The 23,583-nt window shown below is 72.6% G+C and carries 21 protein-coding genes; 4 read left to right on the forward strand and 17 right to left on the reverse strand.

Going from position 1 to position 23,583, the window contains the following annotated elements; translation table 11 throughout:
• The first annotated feature begins 14 nt into the window (after positions 1 to 14).
• The gene (msrB, locus tag DXZ73_RS32030) at positions 15 to 422 is read left to right on the forward strand and encodes a peptide-methionine (R)-S-oxide reductase MsrB (RefSeq protein WP_116214459.1); all 408 of its coding nucleotides are present in this window, start codon (positions 15 to 17) and stop codon (positions 420 to 422) included.
• Positions 423 to 427: 5 nt separating this feature from the next.
• Here msrB and treZ read toward each other — a convergent pair whose 3' ends face one another.
• The 4 genes from treZ to glgX form a co-directional block, all read right to left on the reverse strand.
• Positions 428 to 2,179, reverse strand: coding sequence for a malto-oligosyltrehalose trehalohydrolase (gene treZ, locus DXZ73_RS32035; RefSeq protein WP_116214460.1), 1,752 nt, complete (start codon positions 2,177 to 2,179; stop codon positions 428 to 430).
• 148 nt (positions 2,180 to 2,327) lie between these two features.
• On the reverse strand, positions 2,328 to 3,239 hold the full coding sequence (locus tag DXZ73_RS32040) for a GNAT family N-acetyltransferase (protein WP_116214461.1): 912 nt from the start codon (positions 3,237 to 3,239) through the stop codon (positions 2,328 to 2,330).
• Positions 3,240 to 3,393: 154 nt separating this feature from the next.
• Entirely contained in the window at positions 3,394 to 5,763 is a 2,370-nt protein-coding gene (treY, locus tag DXZ73_RS32045) for a malto-oligosyltrehalose synthase (RefSeq protein WP_116214462.1), read from the reverse strand.
• Positions 5,764 to 5,831: 68 nt separating this feature from the next.
• Positions 5,832 to 7,958, reverse strand: coding sequence for a glycogen debranching protein GlgX (gene glgX, locus DXZ73_RS32050; RefSeq protein ID WP_116214463.1), 2,127 nt, complete (start codon positions 7,956 to 7,958; stop codon positions 5,832 to 5,834).
• 474 nt (positions 7,959 to 8,432) lie between these two features.
• Here glgX and DXZ73_RS32055 point away from each other — a divergent pair, with 474 nt between their 5' ends.
• Both DXZ73_RS32055 and DXZ73_RS32060 read left to right on the forward strand, forming a co-directional pair.
• Positions 8,433 to 9,674, forward strand: a complete 1,242-nt coding sequence (locus DXZ73_RS32055; RefSeq protein WP_116214464.1) for an SAV2148 family HEPN domain-containing protein — start codon at positions 8,433 to 8,435, stop codon at positions 9,672 to 9,674.
• 113 nt (positions 9,675 to 9,787) lie between these two features.
• Positions 9,788 to 10,504 carry a 3'-5' exonuclease gene (locus tag DXZ73_RS32060; protein ID WP_116214465.1) on the forward strand — a complete coding sequence of 239 codons (717 nt, stop codon included), beginning with the start codon at positions 9,788 to 9,790 and terminating at the stop codon, positions 10,502 to 10,504.
• 201 nt (positions 10,505 to 10,705) lie between these two features.
• On the opposite strand, the gene DXZ73_RS32065 is transcribed toward DXZ73_RS32060, so the two are convergent.
• Entirely contained in the window at positions 10,706 to 11,587 is an 882-nt protein-coding gene (locus DXZ73_RS32065; RefSeq protein ID WP_116216006.1) for an aminoglycoside phosphotransferase family protein, read from the reverse strand.
• Positions 11,588 to 12,087: 500 nt separating this feature from the next.
• Between DXZ73_RS32065 and DXZ73_RS32070 the strand changes: the two genes are divergently transcribed.
• Positions 12,088 to 13,326 carry a S8 family peptidase gene (locus DXZ73_RS32070; protein WP_116214466.1) on the forward strand — a complete coding sequence of 413 codons (1,239 nt, stop codon included), beginning with the start codon at positions 12,088 to 12,090 and terminating at the stop codon, positions 13,324 to 13,326.
• Positions 13,327 to 13,344: 18 nt separating this feature from the next.
• Here DXZ73_RS32070 and DXZ73_RS32075 read toward each other — a convergent pair whose 3' ends face one another.
• The 12 genes from DXZ73_RS32075 to DXZ73_RS32125 all read right to left on the reverse strand — a co-directional run bounded on the left by DXZ73_RS32075 (position 13,345) and on the right by DXZ73_RS32125 (position 23,571).
• Complete coding sequence (locus DXZ73_RS32075; RefSeq protein ID WP_116214467.1) at positions 13,345 to 14,166, reverse strand: sirohydrochlorin chelatase; 822 nt, start codon at positions 14,164 to 14,166, stop codon at positions 13,345 to 13,347.
• A 10-nt stretch (positions 14,167 to 14,176) separates the two neighbouring features.
• A complete protein-coding gene (locus DXZ73_RS32080) occupies positions 14,177 to 15,070 on the reverse strand; it encodes an ABC transporter permease (protein WP_116214468.1) in 894 nt (297 codons plus the stop codon).
• Entirely contained in the window at positions 15,057 to 15,860 is an 804-nt protein-coding gene (locus tag DXZ73_RS32085; RefSeq protein WP_116214469.1) for an ABC transporter ATP-binding protein, read from the reverse strand. The genes DXZ73_RS32080 and DXZ73_RS32085 overlap by 14 nt, the downstream gene beginning before the upstream one ends.
• 38 nt (positions 15,861 to 15,898) lie before the next feature.
• A complete protein-coding gene (locus DXZ73_RS32090) occupies positions 15,899 to 17,026 on the reverse strand; it encodes an aliphatic sulfonate ABC transporter substrate-binding protein (protein ID WP_116214470.1) in 1,128 nt (375 codons plus the stop codon).
• Between the two features lie 92 nt (positions 17,027 to 17,118).
• Positions 17,119 to 18,450, reverse strand: a complete 1,332-nt coding sequence (locus DXZ73_RS32095) for a sulfate adenylyltransferase subunit 1 (protein WP_425315882.1) — start codon at positions 18,448 to 18,450, stop codon at positions 17,119 to 17,121.
• Between the two features lie 2 nt (positions 18,451 to 18,452).
• Complete coding sequence (cysD, locus tag DXZ73_RS32100; protein ID WP_116214471.1) at positions 18,453 to 19,373, reverse strand: sulfate adenylyltransferase subunit CysD; 921 nt, start codon at positions 19,371 to 19,373, stop codon at positions 18,453 to 18,455.
• Positions 19,370 to 19,903, reverse strand: coding sequence for an adenylyl-sulfate kinase (gene cysC, locus DXZ73_RS32105; protein ID WP_116214472.1), 534 nt, complete (start codon positions 19,901 to 19,903; stop codon positions 19,370 to 19,372). Before cysC ends, cysD begins: the two co-directional genes overlap by 4 nt.
• A gap of 20 nt (positions 19,904 to 19,923) precedes the next feature.
• On the reverse strand, positions 19,924 to 20,616 hold the full coding sequence (locus DXZ73_RS32110) for a phosphoadenylyl-sulfate reductase (protein WP_116214473.1): 693 nt from the start codon (positions 20,614 to 20,616) through the stop codon (positions 19,924 to 19,926).
• Complete coding sequence (locus DXZ73_RS32115; RefSeq protein ID WP_116214474.1) at positions 20,613 to 20,792, reverse strand: hypothetical protein; 180 nt, start codon at positions 20,790 to 20,792, stop codon at positions 20,613 to 20,615. Before DXZ73_RS32115 ends, DXZ73_RS32110 begins: the two co-directional genes overlap by 4 nt.
• A complete protein-coding gene (locus DXZ73_RS32120; protein ID WP_116214475.1) occupies positions 20,789 to 22,486 on the reverse strand; it encodes a nitrite/sulfite reductase in 1,698 nt (565 codons plus the stop codon). The genes DXZ73_RS32115 and DXZ73_RS32120 overlap by 4 nt, the downstream gene beginning before the upstream one ends.
• A 164-nt stretch (positions 22,487 to 22,650) precedes the next feature.
• The gene (locus DXZ73_RS40675; RefSeq protein ID WP_356458947.1) at positions 22,651 to 22,734 is read right to left on the reverse strand and encodes a putative leader peptide; all 84 of its coding nucleotides are present in this window, start codon (positions 22,732 to 22,734) and stop codon (positions 22,651 to 22,653) included.
• Positions 22,735 to 22,989: 255 nt separating this feature from the next.
• Positions 22,990 to 23,571 (reverse strand): GNAT family N-acetyltransferase, encoded by a 582-nt coding sequence (locus DXZ73_RS32125; protein WP_116214476.1) that lies wholly within the window; start codon positions 23,569 to 23,571, stop codon positions 22,990 to 22,992.
• Positions 23,572 to 23,583: the final 12 nt, after the last annotated feature.

The following is a 23,583-nucleotide window of genomic DNA, read 5'->3' on the forward strand; positions in this document are numbered from 1 at the left end:
CCGAGAGGGGCGAGATGTCGTACGAGGTCGAGAAGCCGGACGAGCAGTGGCGCGCGGAGCTGACCCCTGCGGAGTACCAGGTGCTCCGCCGGGCCGGCACGGAACCCGCCTTCCGCGGTGAGTACACCGACACCACGACGGCCGGGGTCTACTCCTGCCGGGCCTGCGGGGCGGAGCTGTTCCGCTCCACGGAGAAGTTCGCGAGCCACTGCGGGTGGCCGAGCTTCTACGACCCGAAGGACTCCGCCGCGGTCGAGCTGATCGAGGACCGCTCGCACGGCATGCTCCGCACGGAGGTGCGCTGCGCACGCTGCGGCTCCCACCTCGGCCACGTATTCGAGGGCGAGGGCTACCCCACACCCACCGACCAGCGCTACTGCATCAACTCCATCTCGCTGAGGCTGGAGTCGGCGTCCGACTGAGCGCCTCAGCCGGCACAGCGCAGCACGGCGGCGGACTCCGCGGGAAGCGTGAGCACCCCGTCCGCGCCCGGCAGGTCCACCGGGTGCCACGCCGCCAGGACCTCGGTGGGGCGCGCGGCCGTGCCGAGCGGGATCGCGGCCGGGGCGCCGGTCGGGTTGACGGCGACGCACAGCGGTCCCCGCCGCAGCACGGTGGTGAGGTCACCGGCGACGGTGACGTCCGTCGCGGCGAGCGGCGCCCGCGCCAGGTCCCGCTCGCCGCGCCGCAGCGCGATCAGCCGCCGGTGCCAGGCGAGCAGCGCCGCGTGCGGCTCGCGCCCCGGTTCCGTCCAGTCCAGGCAGGAGCGGGCGCGGGTGGCCGGGTCCTGGGGGTCGGGGATCTCCTCGGCGGTCCAGCCGTGCGCGGCGAACTCGCGCCGCCGTCCGGTGCGTACCGCCTCGGCCAGCTGCGGATCCGTGTGGTCGGTGAAGAACTGCCACGGCGTACGGGCCCCCCACTCCTCGCCCATGAAGAGCATCGGGGTGAAGGGCCCGCACAGCACGAGCGCGGCGGCGCAGGCCAGCAGCCCGGGGGAGAGGCGGGCCGACAGCCGGTCGCCCAGTGCCCGGTTGCCGATCTGGTCGTGGTTCTGGGCGTAGCCGAGGAGGCGGTACGCGGGCACCGCGCCCGCGTCGAGCGGCCGGCCGTGGTGGCGGCCGCGGAACGAGGAGTACGTGCCGTCGTGGAAGAAACCGCCGCGCAGCGTCTTGGCGAGCGCCGCGGCCGGATCGGCGGCGAAGTCGGCGTAATAGCCCTGGGACTCATCCGTCAGGACGGTGTGCAGGGCGTGGTGGAAATCGTCGTTCCACTGGGCGTGCAGGCCCAGGCCGCCCGCCTGACGCGGCGTCACCGTGGCCGGGTCGTTCCGGTCGGACTCGGCGATCAGGAACAGCGGCCGCCCCAGCCGCGCGCCCAGCCCGTCCACGGCGGCGGACAGCTCGGCGAGGAAGTGCGGGGTCCGGGTGTCGGCCAGCGCGTGCACCGCGTCCAGCCGCAGCCCGTCCAGCCCGTGGTCCCGCAGCCACGCCAGCGCACTGCCCGTCAGATACGCGCGGACCTCGTCGGAGCCGGGCGCGTCGAGGTTGACGGCCGCGCCCCACGGCGTGTGGTGGGTGTCGGTGAAATACGGGCCGAACGCGGGCAGGTGGTTGCCGGACGGCCCCAGGTGGTTGTGCACCACGTCGAGGACCACGCCGAGCCCCAGCCCGTGCGCCGCGGCCACGAAGCGCCGCAGGCCCGCCGGGCCGCCGTAGGGCTCGTGCACCGCCCACGGCGACACGCCCTCGTACCCCCAGCCGTGCGTGCCCGGGAACGGGCACACCGGCATCAGCTCCACATGCGTGACCCCCAGGTCCACCAGATGCGGCAGCCGCTCGACGGCCGCGTCGAAGGTGCCCTCCCGGGTGAACGTGCCGATGTGCAGCTCGTAGAGGACCGCGCCCGGCAACGGCACGCCCGGCCACTCCTGCCGGCCCGGCGGGACGGAGAGGCCGACGACCGCACTGAGCCCGTCCGGCCCGTCCGGCTGGCGCCGCGAACGGGGGTCGGGCAGCACCGGCCCGCCGTCCAGGGCGAAGCCGTACCGCGTGCCCTCGGCGGCCGGGGCCTCGCACCGCCACCAGCCGGCGCGGCCGGGATCGCGCTCCATCGCGCGCGTCAGCCCGTCCGCGCACAGCACGACCTGCCCGGCTTCCGGCGCCCATACCTCGAACAGCACTGACGGCTCCCCTCGACGGCGGTGCTGCCCATGGTGCCGTCAGGCAGTGGCCGGGCGGTATCGGCGCGGGCCGTGTGTCCCGCACCACCGCTGTGCGGCGGTGTCCTCGATCTCCCCCGCCGCGGGCGCCGAAGACGGCCGAACCCGGCTAGGGAACGAGGTCGATCTGCTCCTGGGCGATCGGGTAACCCGCCCTCGCGAACTGGGCCGCCATGGGGAAGTTGCCCTGGTCGGTCGCGCCGACGACCCGGGTCGCGCCCTCGGCCGCCAGGTCGTGGGTGCACTCGGCCAACAGGTCGTACGCGTAGCCGTGACCGCGCTGCTCCGGGACGACACCGATGTAACCCACGCACGGCCCGCTGGGGTTGTGGGCGGGCACCTGGATGCCGACGACCTCCCCCTCGGGCGTACGGGCGATCTTCCACCACGCGCGGGGCGAGGGCAGCCACGTCAGGAAGCCCCACAGGTCCTCCAGCGCGGCCTGCGGGCCGGACTCCGCGAGGATCTTGCCGTCGTGCGCGTCGAGCGAGCCCTCGAAGACCCGCAGCAGCACGTCCCGTACGACGGCGTCGTCGGGCTCCGGCCGGAACTCCAGCCGCCCCGGGCGCTCCGGCAGCCCGCACTCGGTCGTCCACACATAGCGGTAGCGCTCGACCAGCCGCCGCATGCCCGCCGCCTCCGCCGCCGCGACACGGGCCTCGGCGGCGGCCCGTATCCCCGGGCGCTCACGCCAGCCCGGCGGCACCATCATGCTGTACTCCGCGGACAGCGGGGCCGTGCGCAGCAACTCGGTGGCCGCCGCGGCCTCCCCGTCGGCGAAGTCGAACCAGTCCAGGCGCATGGGAGCCTCGTCGCCCGGCCCGCCCCACCAGGCGGCGCGGGCGACGACCTTGCCGTCGCGCAGGGCGACCCAGGTCCACTCCGGGCGGTACTCGCCGCCCTCGTGCACGGGCACATAGGCGTGGCCGAAGGCGGCACGGCCGACGAGGCCGGGGTCGGCCAGGGTGGTGAAGAGTGCGGTGTCGTGCTCGGTGAGCGCGCGGACGACCAGCTCGGTCATAAATGCCCTTTCGGTGGACAGCACGGGAAAGGTAGAGCGACCACCGCGACCGCGTCCAACGCTTTTCCCGCCCGCAGTGCTTACTGCTGGTGCAGCCCGCGGTCGGCCGGTGACGGAAGGCGAATCGGCCTTCCGGACACCTGACGCGCGCCCGTCAGCCCCGTACGAGAAGCGCCACCGGCAGGCCGTCCAGCAGCTCCGCCAGCGCCACCCGCCCCTCGTGCACCCGGTCCGTCAGCAGCTCGCGCCACCGGCCGCCCCCCGGCAGTTCCAGGGCCGTTCCGCGCCAGCCGCCCGCACCGGCCAGCCTGCCGGGGAGCCGGGTGACCGCGGTGATCACCTCGCCCGAGCGGACGAAGGCCGTGCAGTGCGCGGCGGCCGGACCGAGCGCCGGCAGCGGCTCGTACGTCGCGGCGGCGCCGAACCAGCCGGGGTGCGCGCGCCGCAGCCGCAGCGCCGTGCGCGTCAGGCGCAGCTTCTCGGCCGACAGCCCGGTGGGCTCCTCGACGGGGAAGGACGGCGGGCGCCGGTTGTCCGGGTCGACCAGCGCGGCGTACGTCCGCTCGGTGCCCATGTAGAGGTCCGGCACGCCCGGCATCGTCAGGTGCAGCAGCGCCGCGCCGAGGGTGTTGGCCCGCACGGACGCCCCGACGGCCTCCTCCAGCGGCGCGAGCGCGGCGTGCGGCGGCCCGCCGGGGCCCGCCGCGACATAGGCGCGCACGGCCTCCTCGTACGCGGCGTCGGGCTCGGTCCAGGTCGTGCGCAGCGCGGCCTCCCGCACGCTCTTGAGCACCGCCGGGGCCAGCCGCCCGGCATCGGGCGCGCCCAGCCCGAACGCGCTCTGCCAGGCCACCCACGCCACATGCGGGTCGGGCGCCGGGACATCGGCCCGATCGCCCGCCAGCCGGTCCATCAGCTCGGCCCACCGGCGCGGGTGTTCGGTCAGCGCGGCGATCCGGGCCCGCACGTCGGCGCTGCGCTTGGTGTCGTGGGTGGACAGGACGGTGCCCGTGGCGGGCCAGTCGCGCTGGACCCGGGCGCAGTGGGCGTGGAAGTCCGCCGGGCCGACCGCGGGCCGGTCGGGCGTGCCGCCGACCTCCGTGGCCGACAGCAGGGGCGCGTAGCGGTAGAAGGCGGTGTCCTCGACGGACTTGGCCCGCAGCGCGGACGCCGTCTGCGCGAACCGCGCGCAGAAGTCCCGCTGGTCGGGCCCGTCGCCGAGGCGGCCGAGCGCCGCGTCCCGCACGACCTCGACCACCTGGGCCTCCTCCGGCAGGGCGAAGGCCGTACGCGCCCCCTGGGCGGCCTCGTCGAGCAGCACCGCGTCCACGGGTGCGGCGGGGGCTCCGGGGACGGCGTAGGGGCGGTAGACGGGCAGCCTGACGAGGATCTCGCGCAGGGCGGTGCGCAGGGCCCAGGGGGCGTGGTCGCGCAGCCGGTGCGCGCTCTCGCAGACCCGCACGGCGCCGCGCACCAGCCGCTCGACCTCCGCCGCGAGCTCATGGGTGATCACCCGGTAGGCGGCGCGGCGCACGGTCGCGGGCCAGTCGCCCCCGCGGTCGGGCGGCAGCCCGGTGAACGCGCGGTAGAGCGCGCCGAGCTCCGCGGCGCCCTCCGGGTCGACGAACAGCCCGTCGAGGTGGCGCAGGGCGTCGTAGCCGGTCGTCCCGGCGACGGGCCAGTCCCCGGGCAGCCGTTCGTCACCGCTGAGGATCTTCTCGACCACCGTCCACCGGCCGCCGGTGCCCGCGGCGAGCCGGCGGAGGTAGCCGGCCGGGTCGGCCAGCCCGTCGGGGTGGTCCACGCGGAGCCCGTCGATCACCCCGTCGCGCAGCAGTTCCAGCACCTTGGCGTGGGTGGCGGCGAACACCTCCGGATCCTCCACCCGGACCGCGATCAGCTCGGAGACCGTGAAGAAGCGGCGGTAGTTCAGCTCGGTGCGGGCCAGCCGCCACCAGGCGGGCCGGTACCACTGGGCGTCCAGCAGCTCGGGCAGCGGCAGCCGCTCGGAGCCGGGCCGCAGCGGGAAGGCGTGGTCGCCGTACCGCAGCGTCCCGTCCGCCACCGTGAGGCGCTCCAGCTCGTCACCGAGCCGCCCGGCCAGCACGGGCAGCAGCACCTTCCCGCCGTGCTCGGACCAGTCGATGTCGAACCAGCGCGCGTACGGGGAGGCCGGCCCGTCCCGCAGAACCTCCCACAGCGGGCCGTTGAGCCGGACGGGCGCGGGCACGGCCATGTGGTTGGGGACGATGTCGAGGATCAGGCCGAGCCCGTGCGACCGGGCGGTGCGGGCCAGGGCGCGCAGCCCCTCCTCGCCGCCGAGTTCCGCCCGTACGGCCGAGTGGTCGACGACGTCGTAGCCGTGGCCGGAGCCGGGCACGGCCTCCAGCACGGGCGACAGATGCAGATGGGACACCCCGAGGGAGGCGAGACGCGGCACCGCCCGCTCGGCGGCGCGGAAGGGGAAGCCCGGCTGGAGCTGGAGCCGGTAGGTGGCGGTCGGGGGTGCGCTCTCTTGCCTCATGGGAACGTACGTACCCACAACGGCGGGTCATGCTGCAGGGCCGTGATCCGACGAGCCCCGGCCTCGGTCTACGCCGGGCGTTGCAGCACGGCAAGGCTGCGGTCCGTCAGCGTCAGGCTGTCACCCGCGCGGACCTTCGGGCCGTCCGTCGCGACGCCCTCCGGGCGGGCCGTGTCGACCACGATCTGCCACTGCCGGCCGTGATTCACCGGCACGACGAAATCCAGCGGCTCGTCGTGCGCGTTGAACATCAGCAGGAAGGAGTCGTCGGTGACCGGCTCCCCCCGGGGCCCGGGCTCGGAGATCGCGCTGCCGTTGAGGAAGACGGTCAGCGACTTCGCGTGGGACGCGTGCCAGTCCTCGTCCCGCATCTCCTCACCCTCGTGGGTGAACCAGGCGATGTCGGAGAGCTCGTCGTGCGTGCCCTGCACCGGACGGCCGTGGAAGAAGCGGCGGCGCCGGAAGACGGGATGGTCGCGGCGGAGCCAGACCATCGCGCGGGTGAAGGCCAGCATCCGGCGCGCCCGCTCGCAGGAGCCGTCGGCCGGGCGCGGCCAGCGCACCCAGGAGGTCTCGTTGTCCTGGCAGTACGCGTTGTTGTTGCCGTGCTGGGTGCGCGCGAACTCGTCCCCGTGGCTGAGCATCGGCACTCCTTGCGAGACGAGGAGCGTGGCGATGAAGTTCCGCATCTGCCGCTCGCGCAGGGCCAGCACCCCGGGGTCGTCGGTGTCGCCCTCGGCCCCGCAGTTCCAGGACCGGTTGTGGCTCTCGCCGTCCCGGTTCTGCTCGCCGTTGGCCTCGTTGTGCTTGTCGTTGTACGCCACCAGGTCGTGCAGGGTGAAGCCGTCGTGACAGGTGACGAAGTTGATGGAGGCCAGCGGCCGCCTGCCGTCGCCCTGGTAGAGGTCGGACGAGCCGGTCAGCCGGGAGCCGAACTCCGCCAGGGTGGCGGGCTCGCCGCGCCACAGGTCCCGGGACGTATCCCGGAACTTCCCGTTCCATTCGGCCCACAGGGGCGGGAAGTTCCCGACCTGGTAGCCGCCCTCCCCGACGTCCCACGGCTCGGCGATCAGCTTCACCTGGCTGACGACCGGATCCTGCTGCACCAGGTCGAAGAAGGACGACAGCCGGTCCACCTCGTGGAACTGCCGGGCCAGCGTGGCCGCCAGGTCGAACCGGAAACCGTCCACCCGCATCTCGGTCACCCAGTAGCGCAGGCTGTCCATGATGAGCTGGAGCACGTGCGGGCTGCGCATCAGCAGGGAATTGCCGGTGCCGGTGGTGTCCGTGTAGTAGCGCGGATCGTCCGCCAGCCGGTAGTACGAGGCGTTGTCAAGACCCCGGAAGGAGAGCGTGGGCCCCAGGTGGTTGCCCTCGGCCGTGTGGTTGTAGACCACGTCGAGGATGACCTCGATGCCCGCCGCGTGCAGCGCCCGCACCGCCGACTTGAACTCCAGGACCTGCTGCCCCCGGTCGCCCCAGGAGGCGTAGGCGTTGTGCGGGGCGAAGAATCCGATGGTGTTGTAGCCCCAGTAGTTGGCCAGTCCCGCGTCCGACAGCCGGTGGTCGTCGACGAACTGATGGACCGGCATCAGTTCGATGGCGGTGACCCCCAGCTCCGTCAGGTGCTCGATGACGGCCGGGTGGGCCAGCGCCGCGTAGGTCCCGCGCACCTCCTCCGGCAGCGCGGGGTGGCGCATCGTCAGGCCCTTGACGTGGGCCTCGTAGATGACCGTCCGGTGGTAGTCGGTGCGCGGCGGCCGGTCGTCGCCCCAGTCGAAGTACGGATTGACCACGACCGAGGTCATCATGTGCGGGGCGGAGTCCATGTCGTTGCGCTTCTCCGGCCGTCCGAACGGATAGCCGTAGACCGCCTCGCCCCAGTCGACGGCGCCGCTCACCGCCCGTGCGTAGGGGTCGAGCAGCAGCTTGGCGGAGTTGCACCGCAGGCCCCGGTCCGGCTCGTACGGGCCGTGCGCCCGGAAGCCGTACCGCTGGCCCGGCATGACGCCCGGCAGATAGGCGTGGCGCACGAACGCGTCGCTCTCACGGAGCTCCACCGCCGTCTCCGAGCCGTCGTCGTGCAGCAGGCACAGCTCGATCCGCTCGGCGGCCTCGGAGAAGACCGCGAAGTTGGTGCCGGCGCCGTCGTACGTGGCGCCGAGGGGGTACGCCTGTCCCGGCCAGACCTGCATGAGTCGACTCTTCCACTTTTCTGACGGTTCTTCGGGCTCTGCTCTTCTGGGCTCTGCGCGGGCGCCACGAGCTCCTGCCACGACACCGCCGTGGGCTCCGGTACGGAGCCGAACCGGCATCCTCGCCCAACCGTGGCCGCCGAGCCGCCCTTTCGCCAGATCTTCCCCAAAAGGAGCGCAACCACGGCTCTCTTCGGCTCGTCCAACCGGGTGACCGGCCGGTATCGGACCCGTATTGGCCGGTTCCGGTGCGCGGCCCGCCTCCCGGGGGCATCCGGGGCGTTTCGGGACGCGTCGGGGCGACCGCGCGCCCCCTGCCGCTATGAAACGGCTCACTCCTCCCGCGCGGGCCGCTCACAACACCTACCCGGAGCGGGAGAGTTGACGGAAGGCCAGCCGTGTCCGGGTGCAGCGCCTCCCGCCCGCGCAGTAGTCTGCCTTGATCGTTGGACGGGGGCGGAAGGCGGTGCACTGGTGAGCTCGGGCGGGCTGGAGCTGCCCCCTGGAGACGGCTGTCCCGGGGTTGACGGTTCGGCCGACACACCACCCGGCGCGGTGTCCTTGGCGCGTCCTGTGGAGATCGGGGCGGCCCTGGACTGGGACGCGGAGGCGTGGAGCGAGGTCCGCACCCGCGCCCGGCGGGCCGGCCGGGCCTACATCTGGCTGAACCTGGTGGAGCAGCGGCTGCGCGCCGTCGTCGCCGCCGTGCTGCGGCCCGTCTACGAGCCGGTGCACGGCGAGGACGAGTGGGTCGTCGCCGCGGCCGGCCCGGCCGGGCAGGAGTGGGTCCAGCGGGCCGTGGCGGTCCGGGAGGTGAGCCGCCGCAAGGGCTATCTGCTGGACCCGGCCGACGACAACGTCCTGAGCTTCCTCACCCTCCCGCAGCTGCGCGAACTGCTCGTCCAGCACTGGCCGTGCTTCGAGCCGTACCTGGACGACCGGCGCGAGCTCGAACTGGCACTGGACGAGCTCGAGGTGACGCGCAACGTCGTCTCCCGCAACCGCGCGCTCTCCGAGACGGTCCTCGCCCAGGCCGAGCGGGCCTCCGCGCGGCTGCTGAACATCCTCGGCGGCGGCAGCGGCGCGGGCAGCCCGTCGGCCGACCGGCTGCCCATCGACGCCGTCGAGGATCTCGTGGGCGATCGCTACGCCGATGTGGTGGGCGTCCACCCCGACCGGGTGCGGCTCCAGCGCCAGCTGCCCGTGGAGGACCTCTTCGGCAGCGCCCGCCGCCTCGACGCGGTGGGCATAGGCCTGAACCTCCTCGTGCAGAACTACTCGGGGAGGCGACTGGTCCGGCTCGCCGAGGCGGGCTGCCGGGCCCGGCTGCTCTTCCTCAACCCCGCCAGCAGCGCCGTGCGCCGCAGGGAGCGGGAACTGGGCATCAAAAAGGGCGAGATGAGCCGGTCCGTCGAGATGAACATCATGCACATGCGGCGGGTCCGGGACCGGCTCCGGGACACCGCGGCCTTCGAGATCCGGGTCTTCGACGAGACCCCGCGCTTCACCGCCTACCTCGTCAACGGCGACGGCTCCGACGGGCTCGCCGTGGTCCAGTCGTACCTGCGCAAGGCGCGCGGCATGGAGGCGCCGGTGCTGGTGCTGCGCGGCGGCGGCAACGTGGTGCGGGAGGGGCGGGAACCCGAGCACGGGCTCTTCGAGACCTACCGCGAGGAATTCGACAGCATTTGGGTGGATTCGCGCCCTGTGTCCTGAATGCCGGTAAGGGAACTGATGCCCCGTGGGGCGCGCGGGCCCGGTGGGGCGTTGTCAGTGGTGCGTGCGACGCTGGGGACCAGTCGGGGGAAGCACCACGAAGGGGGACCGCGATGGGGTGGCACCAGGAGCTGCTGATCGGTTTCGACCTGGAGACCACGGGCACGGATCCGGCCGAGGCGAGGATCGTCACGGCGGCCGTCGTCGAGACCAAGGGCGGTGAGCCGATCGGCCGCCGGGAATGGCTGGCCGATCCCGGCGTGCCCGTCCCGGCCGAGGCCGCGGCCGTGCACGGCATCACGACCGAGCGCGCGGCGCTGGGCAGGCCGGCGCGCGAGGTGGTCGAGGAGATAGCGGCCACCCTGGCCGCGCACTGGTCGGCCGGGGCCCCGGTCGTCGCCTACAACGCCTGCTTCGACCTCTCCCTGCTGGCCGCCGAGTTGCGGCGGTACGGCCTGCCCTCGCTGGGCGAGCGACTGGGGGAGGCGGCGGCGGGCCGGGAGACCGGTCCGGTCGTCGATCCGTACACGATGGACCGCGCCGTCGACCGCTACCGCAAGGGCAAGCGCACCCTCGAAGCGGTCTGCGGGGAGTACGGCGTTGTGCTCGACGGCGCGCACGAGGCGGGCGCGGACGCGCTCGCGGCGGTGCGGGTCGCCTGCGCGCTGGCCGAGCGGTATCCGCACATAGCGGAGGCGTCGCCGTGGTCCCTCCACGGCGATCAGGTGCGGTGGTACGCGGAGTGGGCCACGAGCTTCGAGAAGTGGCTCCGCCGCCAGGGCAACCCGGAAGCGGTCGTCGACCCCCACTGGCCGTTGCGCGTGGGGTAGCGGGCGGTTTGATTCCCCAGACCTCCGGGTGCGCAAATTTCAGCCCGTCCGGCGTTTGAGGACGCTCCCGCAGGGCGCTCCGCCGCAGGCGCAACGGACCCGCAGCCGGGGGGCTGGGGCACGAGCCCCGGTTCGGGAAGGGGCGGGGTGGGGGAGAAGCCCGCCGCAGGCGGCAACAAACCCGCACCCACACCCGGTCGACTAAAACGCGTGCCACCGCACCGCCGCATCACCCGCCCGCAACGACGCCACCCGCCGCCGGAACTCCGCGAGAGCACCCGTATGCGCAGGCGCATGCTGCGCCACCCACGCACAGCTCGCCGTCTCCCGCGCACCCCGCAGCACCTCGCACCCCTCCCACTCGCGCACATCCCATCCGTAGACCCGCACGAACGCCTCGTACGCGGGCAGAGGCAGGCCGTAGCGGTCCCGGCTGAGCGCGAGCACGACCAGGTCGTGCTCGCGCAGGTCGCCGGAGAAGGTCTCGAGGTCGACCAGGACCGGCCCGTCCGGCCCGATGTGCACGTTGCGGGGGAGGGCGTCGCCGTGGATCGGCCCCGGCGGCAGATGGGGGGTCAGCGCGGCGGCCGCCGCCGCGAAGCCGTCCCGCCGCTCGCGCAGATACGCGGCGTCGGCGGGGTCGACGGCGTCCCCGGCGAGCCGCAGCCACCGCTCGACCCCGCCGAGCAGTTCACGCCTGGGCAGCGCGAAGTCCGGCTCGGGCAGGGCGTGCACCACGCGCAGCAGCTCGGCGAGGTCGGAGGTGGTGGCCGGGCGCAGGGTCTCGGGCAGCCGGTGCCAGAGCGTCACGGGGTGGCCGTCGGCCACCCGGGGCGCGGGTTCGGCGGCCCGTACGGCCGGGACGCCGCTGTCCGCGAGCCACGCGGCGACGCGCAGCTCGTGGCGGGCGCGGTCCAGCAGCGAGGCGTCGCGCCCCACCTTGGCCACGAGGTCCCCGGCGGCGAAGACCGCGTTCTCGCCGAGGGCGAGCAGCGTCGCGTCCGCCACGGTCACCTCCGGCACCGCCGCCGCGAGGAGCTCGCGCGCCCTCTGTTCCCCGAATGCCGTGTCCGCCGCTTCCACCACGTCGTACCTCACCTGCTGTCGAGCCGATCGACTGACAGTCTCCCCTGTCGCCCGGCGCTCGGCGGGACCGGGGCGCGCGTGGCGCGGAACGGGCCGGCCGTGCCGACCGGAGGCCGTGGCGGCCCGGTCGTGGAGTGCGCCACCCAGGAAGGCTCCCTATGTGCCGAACGCCCCGGCCTTGTCCAGGTGTTACCGCAGACGCCATCGGCTCATCTGTGAAACACCTTGCACATAAAGCCAGTTGTGAGCCCGACACTCGTATGTCCTTCAAGTAAATAGTGGCAGCGATTGCCAGCGTGCTGTCCAATTTGCCGTCGTTCAGCGGGGTTTGAATTTTCGCAAAGACGTTGCGTATGTCACACCTTCCTTCGGATGTTGAATTGAGCGCGTCAATCCTGACAGGGTTTCGAAGCGCCCGGAGCGATGGCTTCCGTCACTTCGGGCGATTGCGCCCCACGCGCAATCCCCCCACATCCGCACGAGGAGGAAACCTCGTCATGGCAACTCACAAGCGCGCCGGCAAGCGGCGGCTCGTTCTGGCGATATCCGCCGCGACGGCCGTCACGGCCGGAATCACGCTGCTGGCCCTGCCCGCCGGTGCCGCTCCCGCCCCCGCAGAGGGCACCGTCTACGGCGCCGGCGCCAAGGGCTCCGTGGACGGCAGCTACATCGTCCTGCTGAAGGACGGCGCGAGCGCCCAGGGCGCCGGAGCCAAGTCCGTCTCGGCGAAGGGCAAGGACCTCGCCGCACGCTACGGCGGCAAGCTCAACCGTACGTACGACTCGGCCGTCCACGGCTTCTCCGCCAGCGGCCTCGACGAGACCGAGGCGAAGCGGCTCGCCGCCGACCCGGCCGTCGACAAGGTCGTCCAGAACCACCGCTTCACCGTCAACGCCACCCAGGAGAACCCGCCCTCCTGGGGCCTGGACCGGATCGACCAGACCGAGACCAAGGGCGACGGCAAGTACACCTACCCGGACAGCGCGGGCGAGGGCGTCACCGCGTACGTCATCGACACCGGCGTGCGCATCAGCCACAAGGACTTCGGCGGGCGCGCCTCCTACGGCTTCAACGCCGTCGACAAGAGCGACAAGGCCGAGGACGACAACGGCCACGGCACCCACGTCGCGGGCACCATCGCCGGAACTGAGCACGGCGTCGCCAAGAAGGCCAAGGTCGTGGCCGTCAAGGTCCTGGACGGCCAGGGCTCCGGCTCCACCGAGCAGGTCGTCGCGGGCATCGACTGGGTCACCAAGAACCACAAGGGCCCCTCGGTGGCCAACATGAGCCTCGGCGGCGGCGCGGACGAGGCTCTGGACGCGGCCGTGCAGAAGGCGATCGCCTCCGGCATCACCTTCGCCGTCGCGGCGGGCAACGAGTCCACGGACGCCGGCCAGGGCTCCCCGGCCCGGGTGAAGGAGGCCATCACCGTGGCCTCCTCGACCAAGGACGACGAGCAGTCCGACTTCTCCAACTTCGGCAGTGTCGTCGACCTCTACGCCCCCGGCTCGGACATCACCTCCGACTGGAACGACAGCGACTCCGGCACGAAGACCATCTCCGGTACGTCCATGGCCACCCCGCATGTCGCGGGTGCCGCCGCGGTCTACCTGAGCGGTCACCAGGACGCCACGCCCGAGCAGGTCTCCACAGCGCTCGTGCAGGGTGCCACCCCGGACAAGATCTCCAACCCGGGCGCGGGCACGCCGAACAAGCTGCTGAAGATCGTTCAGTAAGGCTCGCCGTTCCCTGCTTCACGCCGGCCGTCGTTCCCCACCCCCACGGGGCGCGACGGCCGGTTGCGGTTTGTCATGTCGGATCCGGGGCGGAGCCCCGGCGCTGCCCGTGCCCATCAGCCGCGCGGCCACCGCCTCGTCGTAGCGGCGCAGCGCCAGCGACACCAGCTCGTCCGCCGCCCCCAGCACGTCACCCAAGGCGTCGGCCAGGCGCGCCTCCCGCGCGATGCGGTCCGGCAGGCGGCCCGGAGCGATGACGTACGGGGCCACGGCCACCCGGTGGGCGCCCGCCGCGCGCAGGGCCCGTACCGCGTCCTCCACGCTCGGGGGGACCGCGGACGCGAAGGCCGGGCGCACCGCGAACCAGCCCGCCGCGCGCTCCCATTCCCGCGCGACACCCGCGATCACCGCGCCCGCCTCCGGGTCGGAGGAGCCGGCGGCCGCCAGGACCACCCCGGTCGAGCGCCGGTCGCCGGGGCGCACCCCGGCTTCGTACAGCCGCCGTTCGAGCGTCGCGGTCAGCAGCGGTGACGGGCCGAGCACCCCGGCCTGGCACACGCGCAGCCCGGGCAGCGCGGCCGTCGCCTCGCGCAGGACACCCGGGATGTCGGTCCGGGCATGGAAGGCGCGCGTCAGCAGCAGAGGGAGTGCGACCACCTCCCGCACGCCCTCCGCCGCGAGCCGCTCCAGCACCCGCGGCACGCTCGGCACGCAGAAGTCCAGATAGCCCACCTCGACCCGCAGCTCCGGCCGGGCGGCCGCCAGCCGCCCCCGGAGCGCGGAGACCGTCGCCGCGTGGCGGGGGTCGCGGCTGCCGTGGGCGACGAGGAGCAGGACCATGGCCCGGTCCCTACCGGGCCGCCGCCGCCAGGCCGCGGCTGCGCAGCACCCTGCGCTCCAGCGGGCTGAAGACGATCAGGTCGATCGCGATGCCGACGAAGAGGATGAGGAGGATGCCGAGCAGGACGCCGGGCATGTCGGAGTCGGTACGGGCGTTCTCCAGGTACTGCCCGAGGCCGAGGCCCAGGTCGGGCGACGAGGCGATGAGTTCGGCGGCCATCAGGGAACGCCAGGAGAAGGCCCAGCCCTGCTTGAGCCCGGCGATGTAGCCGGGCAGGGCGGCGGGCAGCAGGATGTGCCAGGCGCCGCGGGCACCGGTGGCACCGAGGGTGCGCCCCGCCCGCAGATACAGCGGTGGCACCTGGTCGATGCCGGAGACCAGGCCGTTGGCGATGGACGGCACGGCGCCCAGCAGGATCACCGCGTACATCGCCGAGTCCGTGATGCCCAGCCAGATCACCGCTGCGGGCACCCAGGCCACGGACGGCAGCGACTGCAGCCCGGACAGGATCGGGCCGAGGGCCGCGCGGACGAACCGCACCCGCGCGACCAGCAGCCCGAGCGGGGTGCCGAGCACGAGCGCGGCGAGGAAGCCGAGCAGCCCGCGCGAGACGCTCGTCCAGACGATGTCGAGGAGCGTGCCGCGCAGCCACAGCTCATGGAGGCTGTGCCAGACCGCCGACGGGTCGGGCAGCTTGTAGTCGTCGGTGACGTGCGCGAGGACCAGGACCTTCCAGACGGCCAGCACGAGCACGACGGCGACGGCCGGCGGCAGCACCTTGTGCAGCAGGACCTGGGTGAAGGGCGTGCGCTCGACCCGGACGGAGTCCAGGGCGTCGAGCCCCGCCTCCAGACCGGCGAGGTCCTGCGACTCCGCCTGCGGCGAGGTGTCAGTGCTTGCCATGGCGGCGGATCTCCCCACGCAGTTCTTCGGTGATCTCCACGGACAGGTCCGCGACGGCCGCGTCCTCGATCCGGCGCGGCTGCGGGATGCCGACGGTCCACTCCCGCGCCACCCGGCCGGGCCGGGAGGACAGCAGCACCACCCGCTGCGCGAGGCGCACCGCCTCACGGACGTTGTGGGTGACGAAGAGGACCGAAAGCTGTGTCTCGGACCAGATGCGGGTCAGCTCGTGGTGGAGCACGTCCCGGGTGATCGCGTCGAGCGCGGCGAACGGCTCGTCCATCAGCAGCAGCCGGCTGTCCTGCGCGAGCGCCCGGGCGAGCGCGACGCGCTGCCGCATCCCGCCCGACAGCTCGTGCACCCGCTTGCCGTACGCGCCGTCGAGCCGTACGAGCTCCAGCAGCCGCTCCGCCTCCGGGCGCCGCTCGGCCCTTGCCACCCCGCGCAGCCGCAGGGCGAGTTCGATGTTCCGGCCGGCGGTCAGCCAGGGGAAGAGGGCGTGCTCCTGGAACATCAGGGCGGGGCGGCCGCCGGGCACCTCGATGGTGCCCGCGGTGGGCCGGTCAAGACCGGCGACCAGGTTCAGCAGCGTCGACTTGCCGCAGCCGGACGCCCCCAGCAGGCAGACGAACTCGCCGGGGCGCACGTCGAGGGTGATGTCGTCCAGCACGGGCTGGGCCGCGCCCGCGCGGCCGAAGCTCTTGTGCACGTGGTCGATCCGGACGGCCGCCGGTATGTCGTCGTCGACGACGGCCGTACCGGACGGGTCGGTGGTGAGTGCCGGGGCCATCCGGTCACCTCCTGGGTCTGGGCGGTGGTGAACGACTGCTACTGCTTGCCGAGCTTCGCGGCGTCGACCGCGGGCCTGCCCTCGGCCTTGAGGACCTTGTTGAGGATGGTCAGGTCGTAGATGCCGGACAGGTCCGGCTTGTCCAGCAGTCCGGCCTTGACGGCGTGCGCCGCCTCCGCGTCCAGGGTCGCGGCCAGCGGGTCGTCGGTGACCTCGATGCTCTTCCAGGCGGGGTCGAGCACCTCCGGGGGCAGTGCCTTGCCGGAGAGCTGCTTGAGCGCCGCGTTCGCGGACGCCTCGGCCTTGTCCGGATTCGCCGTGATCCAGGCGTTGGTCTTCACCGAGCCGCGCAGCACGGCCTCGACCACGTCGGGGTGCTGGTCGAGGAACTTCTGCGACACGACCACATTGGTGATCACGAACTTCTTGTCCGGCCACAGCGAGGACTCGTCCAGCAGCACCTTCCCGCCCTCGGAGACCAGCTTCGAGGCCGTCGGCTCGGGCACCCACGCGCCGTCGACGGAACCGGACTTGAAGGCGTCCGGGGTCACCTTGTTGTCGGTGCGGACCACGGAGACGTCACCCTTGCCGGTCTGCGGGTCGACCTTCCAGCCCTGCTCGGCGATCCAGTTGAGGAACGCCACGTCCTGGGTGTTGCCCTTCTGCGGCGTCGCGATCCGCTTGCCCCGGACGTCGTCCAGGGAAGAGATCTTCTTGGGGTCGACGACCAGCTTCACCCCGCCGGACGCGGAGCCGGAGACGATCCGCAGGCTCTTGCCCTTGGACTTCACATACCCGTTGATGGCCGGGGACGGGCCGATCCAGCCGATGTCGATCGAGCCCGCGTTGAGCGCCTCGATCTCGGACGGGCCCGCGTTGAAGGTCGTCGTGCGGACCTTGGTGCCGCCGAGCTCCTTCTGGATGATCCCCTCGTGGTCGCCCACCAGCGGCGTGGCATGGGTGATGTTGGGGAAGTAGCCGATCCTGACGGTGTCGGCCGAGAGCGCCTTGCCCCGGGCCGTGGTGCTCTTGTCGGCGTTGCCCGGGGAGCTCCCGGAGTCCTTCTGCGAGCCGTAACCACAGGCGCCGAGTGCGCCGATCAGCAGGGGGACGGCGGCAGCTGCCGCGGCGAGGCGGCGGGCGGCGGGACGAGCGGCGGCAGGCACGGGGCGGTTCCTCTCGACGGACCGGGCGTACGGCTAGGACACGCCCGGCGGTGCTGCGGGTCTTCGGGGACGGGGAAACGGCGGAAACACGGTCATCGGCCGGCACATCGGCCGATGCCGCCCCGGCTGCCGCCGAACGCCTCCCCGGCCATGCCGGCGGCGAGGGTGGTGCCGTCGGCGGGGTCGATGAGGAGGAAGGAGCCGGTGTGGCGGGAGTCGGTGTAGGTGTCGAGGGCGAGGGGTTCGGCGGTGCGGAGGGTGATGCGGCCGATGTCGTTGGTGGTGAGCTGTCCGGGGTCGGGGTGCTGGGAGAGGTCGTCGAGGGTCAGGCGGGAGGGGATGGCCTTGACGACTGCTTTGACGGTGCGGGTGGTGTGTTTGAGCAGGACGCGCTGGCCGGGGGTCAGGGGGCGGTCGGCGACGTGGCAGACGGTGGCCTGGACGTCCTGGGTGACTGTGGGGGCGCCGGTGGTGGGGGCGATGGTGTCGCCGCGGGAGACGTCGATGTCGTCGGTGAGGGTGACGGTCACGGACTGGGGTGCCCAGGCGGTGTCGGTGGCGCGGCCCAGGGCGTCGATCCCGGCGATGGTGCTGGTGCGGCCCGAGGGCAGCACGGTCACGGGTTCGCCGACGCGGAGCACGCCGGAGGCGATCTGGCCGGCGTAGCCGCGGTAGTCGGGGTGTTCGGGGGACTGCGGGCGGATCACGTACTGGACGGGGAGGCGTGCGGGGTCGGTGGAGGGGTCGTGGCCGGTGGGGACGGTCTCGAGGTGTTCGAGGACGGTGGGGCCGCCGTACCAGTCCATGTGTGCGGAGGGTTCGACGACGTTGTCGCCGGCGAGTGCGGAGATGGGAATGGCGGTGACGTCGGGGATGCCGAGGGAGGCGGCGTAGGAGGTGAACTCGGCGGCGATGGCGGCGAAGACGGGCTCGGCGTAGTCGGCGAGGTCCATCTTGTTGACGGCCAGTACCACGTGGGGGACGCGCAGGAGGGCGGCGACGGCGGCGTGGCGGCGGGTCTGCTCGACGACGCCGTTGCGGGCGTCGACCAGGACCACGGCGAGCTCGGCGGTGGAGGCGCCGGTGACCATGTTGCGGGTGTACTGCACGTGGCCGGGGGTGTCGGCGAGGATGAACCGGCGCCGGGAGGTGGCGAAGTAGCGGTACGCGACGTCGATCGTGATGCCCTGCTCGCGCTCCGCCCGCAGCCCGTCGGTGAGGAGGGCGAGGTCGGGTGTGTCCTGGCCGCGCCGGCGGGAGGCGTCCTCGACGGCCTCGAGCTGGTCGGCCAGGACGGACTTGGAGTCGTGCAGCAGCCGGCCGACCAGAGTCGACTTGCCGTCGTCCACGGAACCCGCCGTCGCGAAACGCAGCAGTGAGGTGGCGGCCATGGCCGTGTCGGTCATGGAGTCGATCACTGTCATGGCTAGAAGTACCCCTCGCGCTTACGGTCTTCCATCGCGGCTTCCGACAGCTTGTCGTCGGCACGCGTCGCGCCCCGCTCGGTCAGCCGGGACACGGCGATCTCGGTGATGACGTCCTCGATGGTCACGGCGTCGGAGTCGACCGCGCCGGTGCAGGACATGTCGCCCACCGTGCGGTAGCGCACCCGGCGCGTCTCCACCGGCTCGGTGTCCTTGGGGCCGCCCCACTCGCCCGCGGTCAGCCACATGCCGTTGCGTGAGAAGACCTCGCGCTCATGGGCGAAGTAGATCTCGGGGAGTTCGATCTTCTCGCGGGCGATGTACTGCCACACGTCCAGCTCGGTCCAGTTGGACAGCGGGAAGACGCGGACGTGCTCGCCGGGAGCGTGCCTCCCGTTGTAGAGGTTCCACAGCTCGGGCCGCTGGCGCCGCGGGTCCCAGCCGCCGAATTCGTCGCGCAGGGAGAAGACGCGTTCCTTGGCGCGGGCCTTCTCCTCGTCGCGCCGCCCGCCGCCGAACACCGCGTCGAAGCGGTTCCGTTCGATCGCGTCGAGCAGCGGCGCGGTCTGGAGGGGATTGCGGGTGCCGTCCGGGCGCTCCCGCAGCCGGCCGTCGTCGATGAAGTCCTGTACCGACGCCACGTGCAGCCGCAGTCCGTGCTCGGCCACCGTGCGGTCGCGGTACTCCAGCACCTCGGGGAAGTTGTGCCCGGTGTCCACGTGCAGCAGGGCGAACGGCACCGGCGCGGGCGCGAATGCCTTCAGCGCCAGGTGCAGCATCACGATGGAGTCCTTGCCGCCGGAGAACAGGATCACCGGCCGCTCGAACTCGCCCGCCACCTCACGGAATATATGCACCGCTTCGGATTCCAGGACGTCCAGGTGCGACAGCGCGTAGAGGCTGTCATCGGGTATCCCGGTCATGCCAGTCCCCTCTCGCTCAGCAGGGCGTGCAGAGCCGCTGCCGACTCCTCGACGCTCTGCTCGTGCGCCCGGATGCGGAGGTCCGGGTCGGCCGGCTCCTCGTAGGGGTCGTCCACGCCGGTCAGCCCGGCTATCTCCCCGGCGGCCTGCTTCGCGTACAGGCCCTTCACGTCCCTTACGGAGCACACCTCCACCGGCGTCGCCACGTGCACCTCCACGTAGCCGGTGCCCTGTTCCAGGTGACGCTTGCGGACCGCCTCGCGCGAGTCCGCGTACGGGGCGATGACCGGCACCAGGACCTTCACACCGTGCGCCGCGAGCAGTTGGGCGACGAAGCCGATCCGCTGCACATTGGTGTCCCGGTCCGCCCGGGAGAAGCCCAGCTCCGCGGAGAGGAATTCACGGATCTCGTCGCCGTCGAGCACCTCCACCCGGTGGCCCTCGCCGCGCAGCCGCCCGGCGAGCGCGTGGGCGATGGTCGTCTTGCCCGCGCTCGGCAGGCCGGTGAGCCAGATCGTGGCCCCGTTCATAACGTGCTCCCCGTGTCCGGTCATCCGTGCAGCCCGCACTCCGTCTTGGCGCGGCCCGCCCAGCGGCCGACGCGCGCGTTCTCTCCGGCGGCGACCCGGCTGGTGCAGGGCGCGCAGCCGACGGAGGCATAGCCGTCCATCAACAACGGGTTGGTGAGCACGCCGTGTTCGGCGACATACCGGTCCACATCGTCCTGCGTCCAGCGGGCCACCGGAGCGATCTTCACCTTACCGCGCCGTTCGTCCCAGCCGACGACCGGCGTATTCGCGCGGGTCGGCGACTCGTCGCGGCGCAGGCCGGTAGCCCAGGCGTCATAGTTGACCAGGCCGTTCGCCAGTGGGGCGACCTTCCGCAGCGCGCAGCACAGGTCGGGGTCGCGGTCGTGCAGCGCGGGACCGTACTCGGCGTCCTGCTCCGCGACGCTGCGGTCCGGCGTGAGCGTGACGACGTTGACGTCCATGACCGCCGCCACCGCGTCCCGGGTGCCGATGGTCTCGGGGAAGTGGTAGCCGGTGTCGAGGAAGAGGACGTCGACGCCCGGCCGTACGCGCGAGGCGAGATGGGCGACGACCGCGTCCTCCATGGAGGAGGTGACGCAGAACCGCGCGCCGAAGGTGTCGGCCGCCCAGCTCAGGATGTCGGACGCCGAGGCGTCCTCCAGTTCGCGGCCCGCCCGTTCGGCGAGCCCGCGCAGATCTGTCGTGTCGGTCATGTGCTGTCCCCTTCACGGTGTCCGGGTGCCAGGCCCTTGGCCAGCAGCCCGAGGAACGAGAGTCGGAACGCACGGTTGCACATTCCGCATTCCCAGGCGCCGTGGCCCTCCTCGGAGGGGCGCAGGTCCTCGTCACCGCAGTAGGGGCAGTAGAAGGGGGCGGCCCGCTCGCTCATGACAGGTCCGCCTCCCCGGCGCGTCCGACCCAGGACGCGAACCGCTCGCCCTCCTCGCGCTGTTCCGCGAACCGGGTGAGGACGCGCTCGACGTAGTCCGGCAGTTCGGCGGAGGTCACCTTGAGCCCGCGGACCTTGCGGCCGAAACCGGCCTCCAGGCCCAGCGCGCCGCCGAGATGGACCTGGAAGCCCTCGACCTGCTTGCCGTCCGCGTCCAGCACCAGCTGGCCCTTGAGACCGATGTCCGCGGTCTGGATGCGGGCGCACGCGTTGGGGCAGCCGTTGATGTTGATCGTGACCGGCTCCTCGAAGTCCGGCATCCTGCGCTCCAGCTCGTCGATGAGCGAGGCGCCGCGCGCCTTGGTCTCCACGATGGCCAGCTTGCAGAACTCGATGCCGGTGCAGGCCATCGTCCCGCGCCGGAACGGCGACGGCCGCACCTGGAAGTCCAGCGCCTCCAGCCCGGCGACGAGGGAGTCGACCCGGTCGGCCGCCACGTCGAGGATCAGCATCTTCTGCTCGACGGTGGTCCGCAGCCGGTCGCTGCCGTGGGCGGCGGCGAGTTCGGCGATCTTGGTGAGGGTGGCGCCGTCCACCCGGCCGACGCGCGGTGCGAAGCCCACGTAGAAGCGGCCGTCCCGCTGCCGGTGCACGCCCACGTGGTCGCGCCAGCGCGAGGCGGGCTGCCCGGGCGGGGGTCCGTCGAGCAGCTTGCGCTCCAGGTACTCCTCCTCCAGCACCCGGCGGAACCTCTCCGGCCCCCAGTCCGCCATCAGGAACTTCAGCCGGGCGCGGGTGCGGAGCCTGCGGTAGCCGTAGTCGCGGAAGATGCCCACGACACCGGCCCAGACGTCGGCCACCTCGTCCAGCGGCACCCAGGCGCCGAGCCGTTCGGCGAGCCGGGGGTTGGTCGACAGCCCGCCGCCCACCCAGACGTCGAAGCCGGGCCCGTGCTCGGGGTGGTCCACACCGACGAACGCGATGTCGTTGATCTCGTGCACGACGTCCTGCACGGGCGAGCCGGACACCGCGGTCTTGAACTTCCGCGGCAGGTTGGAGAATTCCTTGCTGCCGATGTAGCGGTCGTGGATCTCGTCCACCGCGGGCGTGCCGTCGATGATCTCGTCGGCGGCTATCCCCGCCACCGGCGAGCCGATGATCACGCGGGGGCAGTCCCCGCACGCCTCGGTGGTGGACAGCCCGACCGCTTCCAGCGTGTCCCAGATGGCGGGCACGTCCTCGATACGGACCCAGTGCAGCTGGATGTTCTGCCGGTCGGTGATGTCGGCCGTGCCCCGCGCGTACCGCTCCGACACCTCGCCGATGGCCCGCAGCTGGGCGACGGTGAGCCGCCCGCCGTCGATGCGGACCCGCATCATGAAGTGCTTGTCGTCCAGCTCCTCCGGCTCCAGGATCGCGGTCTTCCCCCCGTCGATCCCGGGCTTGCGCTGGGTGTAGAGCCCCCACCAGCGCATCCGTCCGCGCAGGTCGCCGGGGTCGATCGAGTCGAAGCCGGACTTGGAGTAGATCGTCTCGATGCGTGTCCGTACATTGAGACCGTCGTCGTCCTTCTTGAACTGCTCATTGGCGTTGAGCGGAGTGAAGTGGCCGACGGCCCACTGTCCCTCGCCGCGGTGGCGGCCGGCCTTGCGGCGGGACGTGGCGGCGGCGGGCGGTTCCGAGGTGGCAGCCATGGCGATCTGTCCTTCTGGGGGTGGCGCTCGGGGGCGCGACGGCGGCCGACGGCCCAAGATCCTGAGACGGGCCCTGCTGACCTGCGCGTATGCCGAAAAGGCCCAGCGCGCCGGGGAGCGGCGCGGGGTGCGGGAGCTGGCGGGGTGCGGCGGTGCTGAGGCTGTCAGCGCGCCGGACAGATGGCGCTGGACATGCGGCCGAGGTCGACGTGACGTCGACTCACCAAGGCAACTCCGGCGCGGGACATGACGGAAGCGTGGCACGGCCTTCTCGGGCGAGTCCACCGTTGTCCGTATGGCGGAAGTTTGGGTCTCGGTATGTGGGATGGGTGCGGATTGGTTGCCGCCTGCGGCGGGAGCTCCCTGCGGGAGCGTCCTCAATCGCCGGACGGGCTGGATTTGCGCACCCCGGGGGTCTGGGGGCGGAGCCCCCTCACGCGGCGGAGCCGCATATCGGATGCAGCCGGGAAGGAGCGGGGCTGGGGAAAAGAAACCGCGGCGGGTCAGCCGTGCGCCCCCGGCCAGGGGCCCGGGTCGTCGGCGACCGGCTCGTCGGCCACCGTCGTGTCGAACAACCGGAACCCACGCCGCGAATAGTTGGCCAGCGCATGAGCGCCGTCCAAAGAGCACGTGTGCACCCACACCCGCTTCGTGCGCGCCACCCCCGGCCACCGCTCGGCGAGATCCCACGCCCGCGCCGTCCCGTACGACAGCAGGTGCCCGCCGATCCGGCGGCCCCGGAACGCCGGGAGCAGACCGAAGTAGCTGATCTCCACCGCGCCGTCGTCCTGCGCGTCCAGCTCGATGTAGCCGGCCGGGGTCCCGTGGTCGTACGCCACCCACGTCTCCACCCCGGGCCGCTCCAGGAACGCCCGCCACTGCCCGTACGTCCAGCCCAGCCGGTCGGTCCAGGTGTTGTCCCCGCCCACGGCGGTGTAGAGGAAGCGGCTGAACTCGGGCGAGGGCACTTCGGCCCGGGCGATCCGGACCCCGGCGGACGTGTCGGGTGCGGGCGCGGACACGAGATCGCCCGGCGCGGTCTGCTCCAGGGACCAGGTGGTCACGGCGAGGGTGCGATGGCTCATGCCGCTCACCCC

It is taken from the genome of Streptoverticillium olivoreticuli subsp. olivoreticuli (assembly GCF_003391135.1).
In the GTDB taxonomy this organism is placed as follows: domain Bacteria; phylum Actinomycetota; class Actinomycetes; order Streptomycetales; family Streptomycetaceae; genus Streptomyces; species Streptomyces blastmyceticus.